The sequence below is a fragment of the Puniceicoccus vermicola genome (assembly GCF_014230055.1).
GTDB lineage: Bacteria > Verrucomicrobiota > Verrucomicrobiia > Opitutales > Puniceicoccaceae > Puniceicoccus > Puniceicoccus vermicola.
This window is the reverse complement of the sequence record NZ_JACHVA010000056.1, coordinates 1-3,582: the sequence shown is the minus strand read 5'-3', so window position 1 is coordinate 3,582 and position 3,582 is coordinate 1. Positions and strand designations below refer to the sequence as shown.

3 protein-coding genes and 1 pseudogene are annotated in these 3,582 nt (G+C 59.9%); all 4 read right to left on the bottom strand.

All coding sequences use genetic code 11. The annotated features are described in order from the left end of the window. Positions 1–771, bottom strand: a 771-nt coding sequence (locus H5P30_RS07520; RefSeq protein ID WP_185692354.1) for an IS91 family transposase, incomplete at its 3' end; no start/stop codon positions are given. Positions 772–773: 2 nt separating this feature from the next. Next, a pseudogene (locus H5P30_RS22005) lies at positions 774–1,409 on the bottom strand (tyrosine-type recombinase/integrase). A 130-nt stretch (positions 1,410–1,539) separates the two neighbouring features. Next, positions 1,540–1,731: a phage integrase N-terminal SAM-like domain-containing protein gene (locus tag H5P30_RS07505; RefSeq protein WP_185692351.1), complete on the bottom strand. Its 192-nt coding sequence runs from the start codon at positions 1,729–1,731 to the stop codon at positions 1,540–1,542. A 329-nt stretch (positions 1,732–2,060) separates the two neighbouring features. Continuing rightward, positions 2,061–3,488, bottom strand: a complete 1,428-nt coding sequence (locus H5P30_RS07500) for an IS4 family transposase (RefSeq protein WP_185691546.1) — start codon at positions 3,486–3,488, stop codon at positions 2,061–2,063. Between the last annotated feature and the right edge of the window lie 94 nt (positions 3,489–3,582).

Sequence of the window (3,582 nt, the reverse complement as noted above, 5' to 3'; positions counted from 1 at the left end):
ACGGATGTATTGCCCGAGATACTTGACGGCGTTCTCGCCGTTTCCGGCCCGGTCGACATCGGCGTTCCAGTCGGTTTTGGCGAGCTTCCAGAACAGTTCGTCTCGGATCGGCCCGTGGTCCCGGAGGGCGTTCGTCAAAAGGGTGCGCAAGCGGATGGCCAGTGGCTGGGCGTGGATAAGGAACTTCGGACTCTTCGGATGCTTGAGCTTCCAGCGCTCATCCAGACCAACGGCCGGGACGACGTAGTGGACGTGGGGATGGAAACGCATGTCCTGGGTCCAGCTCTGGTAGACCCCGAAGAAGCCGGCATGATCGAAGCGGCATCCGCGTGCGGGGTCGGCGAGGAGCTCGTTCAGAGCCCGGGCGCTGCAACCCATCAGCAGCTCCATAGCCTGCCGGTTGCCCAGCATCACGGACCGTAACTCCGAGGGCACCGTGAAGGTGACGAGGTAGTATGGAACTGGCAGGAGCTTGCCGAGTTGCTTGCGAACCCACTCTTGGGTATCGGCGGCTCCGCAGCGCGGGCAGAGCCGATGATTGCAACTGTGGAAGGCGTGGTGCTCGTGGCCGCATCCACAGGCATAGCGATGGCCTCCCAGAGCCGGGGTGCGGCACTGGAGGATGGCCTGCAAGGCCTTGCGCTGTTCCAGCCTCATGCGCGAGCCGTATCGCTCCCAGTAGGCCGGAGCGAAGCGCTCGATCACTCTGGCCACGGTAAGCGGGCGTGACTCGCCCTCCCGCGGGCAGCGCAGCTGCCCGATTCCGGACACTCTTAGCGGCGCAGGATCGGCTTGACCAGGGCGTCCACGTAGCCGATGGCCTCGATGTGATTGATCGGAGTGAGGTGGGTGTAGACGGTGGTCGTCTCGATGTGGGCGTGGCCGAGGTAGGATTGCAGTTGGTGCAGCGGCACCCCGGCAGCGGCCAGATGAGTCGCGAAGCTGTGTCGCAGGTTATGACAGGTGACCGCTTTGGTCACCCGCTCGGCCCGGGCCGCGGCCAACAGGCGCGTGCGCAAACTGTGCGGGTCTCCCGATTCACTACGTTCATTCCCCTACGGCGGGACTGTGAGCATCGGCTCGTCGGCCCGGTGCATGCGATAGGCAGCTCCGGCCGAGTCGCCTCGTCCGCGTCCCACCGCGGGAAAGAGCCACTTCGGGTTCTTGTGCCAGTGCCAATAACGCCGCAGCTCTTCGTAAACCGGGGTGCCCAGGATCGTGTAGCGATCCTTGCCGCCCTTGCCGTCGCGCACAAACAACCGATTCCCCGGCCCATCGATGTCATCGACGGTCAAATGGATGCACTCGCGCACCCGTAAGCCGCTCGCATAGATCAATAGCAAGGGAACGCGGTAGCGCAAAAGCGGCACCGCCGAGATGACCCGGGCTACTTCATCCGGGGTCAACACCGTTGGCAGCGTCTCCCGGTCGCGAGCCTTGATCTGGTCCAGGCTCGCATACTCCCGGCCCAGCATCCCCCGGTAAAAGTGCTTCGCCGCCGCCAGAAACTGACGGCAACTCTTCCTCCTACGCCAAAGGCTACGGCGGACAGGTAGGCGCCCACTTCCGGTCCCGCCGCAGGTATACGAAGAAGCTCCGAAGATCCTCCTCCGGCAAGACCTCCGGATCCTTCCCGAAGTGCTCCCCGATCAATCGCAGTGCCCGGTAATAGCTCGCGGCTGTCCGGGGACGGAAGTCCTCCAACTCAAGATACTCAGCAAAACGGAGCATTGACCCGAAGGCGTGACGCTGATACTCAACAGGGCGTAGTTTTTTTATTATGCATAGGGTCGTCAGCTTAACCGCTGGCGGCCCATTTTTCACCCTCCAATTCCTGCACGATCACATCCTGAAAAATTGCCGCGCAGCGGCTTCGTTCAACAAGGCAGTGGTATCAACTCCGTTACGCGCTCCGCGCTTCACTCCGTGATACACTTTTGATGTGTCCTGAGATCGCTGGACAGAGGATTCCTTTATTTTCTTCGTGTTATGATGTTTAGTTGTAGTTGATGCAAGCCGGTAGGCTTGTGTGATTGCCCCCCCCATGGGGGTGAATGGCACTAGTTTAAGCCTCTTTGCGGCGTGGATTTCGACGTCAAAATTCGGTTTCTGAGTTCTTGTCTGGGTCGTGTCATTTTCGGGAAGGTTTTGGGTCTTCGTTTGAGGACTCTGGGCTCGATTCTGTTTTGTCTTTTTGGGATCTTGTCTTTGGCTGCCAGTTCGAGCAATCGCTCCCAGTTTTCCCGGCCCGGATCGCAGGGGATGTCCCTCCAGTTTTCAAGAAGATCGACGGTTCCTTTGAAGCTGAGTCGATCCAGAGGTGCGCGGTGATCGGTGGAAGCCTGCAAGAGCGTCCAGCGAATCAGGTTATGGGCGATCATGTGCATGGCGAAGATCTTTCGGGCCATCTCGGGGGTTTTGGCTCGCAGGTGATCGGCACCGAGAGTGGTTTTGAGGTCTCGCAGGCTCACTTCCATGTTCCACCTGCGCAGGAACAGGTCGAGTATCGCTTCGGCGGGAGCATCCAGCAGCGTTGTCATTACGACGATCTCTTCGGGGCGGTGACCGGGCGTTTCGATCTTCCGGCGGATGTAGCGCACGCGGATCGACTTCGGCAAGGCTCTCCATTCGTCCAGTTCCATGTAGAGGGGCCTTTGGGACGAGGCGGGCCTTTCCCAAGTAGTGATCCGATCCTCGCAGCCTTTGGGAAAGGAGATCTTGCGGGAGGCGTGGAGGCGTCCGAGCGCATGAGCTCCCCGGCCAAGCAGAGTCGCCGTGTTCAGATAAGAGCAGTAAGCCCGGTCGAAGAGCAGGATGTCTCCGCCTCCGACTTGTCCGATTAAATCCAAGCCGTGGAAAAGAGCGCTTTCGCCGACATTGAGCGGACTTTCTTCGTAGTCGAGCATCGCCCCGCTGGAGAGATCGTGCAGCCCCACCACCTGCATTACCGGATAGCCGCACCCTTTCTTCTGCTCGGAAGGTTGCGGGAACTCCTTCTGATTGTCCGGCGTGTCGTCCATGCTCACTCCCGTGCCGTCGACCGACAGCACACGACGCCCTTCCCAGGCCGGGTCGGCCTCTGCCGCGAGCGAGTCCGACACTTCGCGGTGGATACGCTTGAGATCCTCCGACGTAAACTTCTTCTGCCGAGCGGTGCAGTAGCTGGAGGTGGACGAACTCAAAGCGGGCAAACCGTCCGCAGCGCGCGCGGCCTGGATCTCCTGCAAAGCGTCCCGACAGGAACCCCCTCGCAGCACTTGCCCCAGAAAACCCCAGAACAAACACTCCCGGTCCATCCCCCGTTTGCGCTCGCCGGGCCGCTTGGCCAACACCTTCGAAGGAACCAGATGGCCGAACCAACCCCGCAACCGATTCGGCTTCCCGGCATTCGCGTTCTCGACATTGCGCCGATACTGATTCAGTGTTCGCTTTCTGGCTCGTCCCACAAGACCGGAGAAACCGGGCAAATAACTGTTAACTCTTTTCATATCAACAGCTTGCGCGATTTCAATGGTCGGGACGAGCCTTTTATCCATTTTAGAGCATTTTTCTCCCGTAGATACCCTTAAACTAGTGCCATTC